Origin of the sequence: Pseudomonas migulae NBRC 103157, assembly GCF_002091715.1 — a bacterium.
Lineage (GTDB): Bacteria > Pseudomonadota > Gammaproteobacteria > Pseudomonadales > Pseudomonadaceae > Aquipseudomonas > Aquipseudomonas migulae_A.
Genome location: NZ_BDAG01000088.1, coordinates 1 through 3,059, shown reverse-complemented (window position 1 = coordinate 3,059; position 3,059 = coordinate 1). Strand labels below are relative to the sequence as shown.

The window sequence follows — 3,059 nt, the reverse complement described above, 5'->3', positions numbered from 1 at the left end:
GTAACCGTCCGGGCAACACACCTTCCTGACACCGTCGCTTGAGGCGATGGTGTCCACCTAAATTTAAGTGGACACCATTTCTAGCCTTTTTAAGCGGACGCCCATGCCACAAGAACGCCGTTCCTATTCCAAATCCTTCAAGGCTCAGGTCATTGCCGAGTGCGCACAGCCTGACATCTCGATTGCCAATGTCGCGTTGACACACAACCTCAATGCCAACCTCGTCCATAAATGGATTCGGGTGCATGCGCAGAAAACTCTGACGCTGCAAACCGCCTTCATCCCGATCAAGGCATCGCCAAAGATAGCGACGCATCAAGCTCTTCCCGCTACGATCCGAATCGAAGTGCCTCATTCAAAAGGCGTAGTCGTGGTGAGTTGGCCGGCAGAAAATGCAGCGGCGTGTTCCGCTTTCTTACGAGACCTGCTGCGATGATCCGCATCGACTCGATCTGGCTCGCCACCGAGCCCATGGACATGCGGGCCGGCACTGAAACCGCGCTCGCGCGAGTTATCGCGGTGTTCGGTGCGGCGAAGCCGCACTGTGCCTATCTGTTCGCCAACCGTCGCGCCAATCGCATGAAAGTGCTCGTGCATGACGGTGTGGGGATTTGGCTTGCAGCCCGGCGTTTGAATCAAGGGCGCTTCTTTTGGCCTGGTGTGCGACACGGCTCCGAAGTTGAGTTGGATGCCGAGCAACTTCAGGCCCTGGTACTCGGTTTACCTTGGCAACGCGTCGGTGCAGGCGGAATTATCTCGATGCTTTAACACCCGCCATGGCGCGCTTACCAGCGCAATTGGCCCATCAGTCTATCGCCGCCATTAGCCCTCTCTGGCAAAATCGGCGGCATGACTTCGCATCTGAATCTCGATCAATTAAACCCTGAAGAACTGCGTGCCTTGGCGGCGCAGTTGATCCAGCGTGTCGAGACGATGGACAAGCAAATTACTCATCACAAATCGGTCAACGAGAAGCTGGCCCACGAGATCGCGTTGCTCAAACGCTTCAAATTTGCCAAGCGCAGCGAGCAGCTAAGTCCGGATCAAGCCAGCTTGCTCGACGACTTGATCGACACCGATATCGCGGCTATCGAAGCCGAACTTGAGGCGCTGCAACCGGCAGCAGTCGAAGCCAAAGTTCGCCAGCAGCCCAAGCGCGCTGCGCTGCCATCGCAGTTCCCTCGCACGTTGATCCATCACGAACCGGAAAACAGCCACTGCCAGTGCGGCTGTGCCTTAAAACGCATCGGCGAAGATGCCAGCGAAAAGCTCGACTACACGCCCGGCGTGTTCACGGTCGAGCGCCACATTCGTGGGAAATGGGCCTGCGAACATTGCGAAACGCTGATCCAGGCGCCGGTACCGGCGCATGTTATCGACAAAGGCATACCGACAGCGGGCCTACTCGCCCACGTCATGGTGGCCAAGTTCGCCGACCATCTGCCGCTGTATCGCCAAGAGAAAATCTTCGGACGTGCTGGGTTGCCCATCGCCCGTTCGACCCTGGCGCAATGGGTTGGCGCTTGTGGCGTGCAGCTACAGCCGCTGGTGGATGCATTGCGCGAAGCGGTGCTGACGCACGGCGTCGTGCACGCCGACGAAACGCCGGTACAAATGCTGATGCCTGGCGCGAAGAAAACTCATCGCGCTTACGTCTGGGCCTACGCCACGAGTCAGTTCTCCGAGCTGGCGGCGGTTGTTTACGACTTCAGCCCGAGCCGTGCTGGTGAACACGCTCGAAACTTCCTCGGCCAATGGGACGGCAAGCTGGTCTGCGATGACTTTGCTGGCTACAAGGCAAGCTTTGAGCTGGGCGTTACGGAAATCGGCTGCATGGCGCATGCGCGCCGCAAGTTCTTCGATTTGCACGCGACCAACAAGAGCCAGATCGCCGAAAAAGCGCTGCATTACATCGCAGCCTTGTACGAAGTTGAGCGAGAGGCGCGCGAGCTGGAACCGGATATCCGGCAGCGCATACGGCAGGACAAAGCAGCGCCGATCATCGACGCACTTCATACGTGGATGATCGCTCAGAGGCAGCTTGTGCCTGAGGGATCGGCCATCGCCAAAGCGTTGGATTACAGCCTCAAACGCTGGATAGCGCTAACGCGCTATATCAATGACGGTGCCGTGCCCATCGATAATAATTGGTGTGAGAACCAGATTCGGCCGTGGGCAATTGGACGCTCGAACTGGTTGTTTGCAGGCTCGTTACGCAGTGGCAAACGCGCGGCTGCAATCATGAGTTTGATCCAGTCTGCGCGGCTCAATGGGCATGATCCGTATGCTTACTTGAAGGATGTTCTCACGCGTCTGCCGACGCAGCGGGCGAGTGAGGTTGCTGAGTTGCTGCCGCATCAGTGGATACCCGTTTAGCTCTGGAGAACTGATATGAACACGGACTTAATCCCCTAGGTGAATACTCATCAAGGCGTCAATGTAGGGCGCCTTATGCGCGAGATATTCAGCAATGCCTCCCCGGTTGTTAGCTTCGAGCCGCAGCTTCAAATCCTGGTATTGCTTGCGGATAGTGCTGTCTTCTCTCAACAGGTCGCGGAAACGTAACATTCGTGCAATCTGTCCATGACCAGCAACGCACACGTGTATTTTATGAGTTCTCACCCCATCAACATCGCGACGATAAAAGTGGTGTCCGGCGGAAAGATCTGTTCCCCGCACATAGCCCAATGTACGCATGAACTCGCTACGAGCCACCTCATTTATATGCTCCGACACCACAACCAAGATGTCGATTTCCGGTTTGGCAGAAAGCCCCGGAACGGCGGTGCTACCAATATGATGAGTTCCGATAAGCTCAGCACCGAAGCCCTCCGCTATTCGGCGGTTTTCGGCGGTAAAAAGTAGCGGCCACTGAGGGTTGTATGGAGAGATTTCACTGGTGAGGGCCATCAGCTGTCCTTGCGTCATAGTCGAAGGGGTAGAAGATTAACCTCGGTTCAAAAATTTTGAAATTTCTCTGCGACAGCTGTGTTGGTAGACGGGTTTCGAAAGTCCCGACTGATTGTGATTTCGAGGGGGCGTCTTGGCCGGACGCTTAC

4 protein-coding genes are annotated in these 3,059 nt (G+C 56.2%); 3 read left to right on the top strand and 1 reads right to left on the bottom strand.

What is annotated here, in order from left to right:
- Positions 1-103: 103 nt before the first annotated feature.
- The 3 genes from tnpA (at position 104) to tnpC (ending at position 2,376) form a co-directional block, all read left to right on the top strand.
- Entirely contained in the window at positions 104-436 is a 333-nt protein-coding gene (tnpA, locus tag PMI01S_RS30675; protein WP_139272989.1) for an IS66-like element accessory protein TnpA, read from the top strand.
- A complete protein-coding gene (gene tnpB, locus PMI01S_RS32200; protein WP_019692603.1) occupies positions 433-768 on the top strand; it encodes an IS66 family insertion sequence element accessory protein TnpB in 336 nt (111 codons plus the stop codon). The genes tnpA and tnpB overlap by 4 nt, the downstream gene beginning before the upstream one ends.
- An 81-nt stretch (positions 769-849) precedes the next feature.
- A complete protein-coding gene (gene tnpC / locus PMI01S_RS30665) occupies positions 850-2,376 on the top strand; it encodes an IS66 family transposase (protein WP_084323903.1) in 1,527 nt (508 codons plus the stop codon).
- 27 nt (positions 2,377-2,403) lie between these two features.
- On the opposite strand, the gene PMI01S_RS30660 is transcribed toward tnpC, so the two are convergent.
- Entirely contained in the window at positions 2,404-2,910 is a 507-nt protein-coding gene (locus tag PMI01S_RS30660; RefSeq protein WP_084323902.1) for a GrpB family protein, read from the bottom strand.
- Between the last annotated feature and the right edge of the window lie 149 nt (positions 2,911-3,059).

Coding starts and splice junctions, on each gene's coding strand:
- PMI01S_RS30660 (WP_084323902.1), bottom strand. CDS start 2,910: ATGGCCCTCACCAGTGAAATCTCTCCATACAACCCTCAGTGGCCGCTA.
- tnpC (WP_084323903.1), top strand. CDS start 850: ATGACTTCGCATCTGAATCTCGATCAATTAAACCCTGAAGAACTGCGT.
- tnpB (WP_019692603.1), top strand. CDS start 433: ATGATCCGCATCGACTCGATCTGGCTCGCCACCGAGCCCATGGACATG.
- tnpA (WP_139272989.1), top strand. CDS start 104: ATGCCACAAGAACGCCGTTCCTATTCCAAATCCTTCAAGGCTCAGGTC.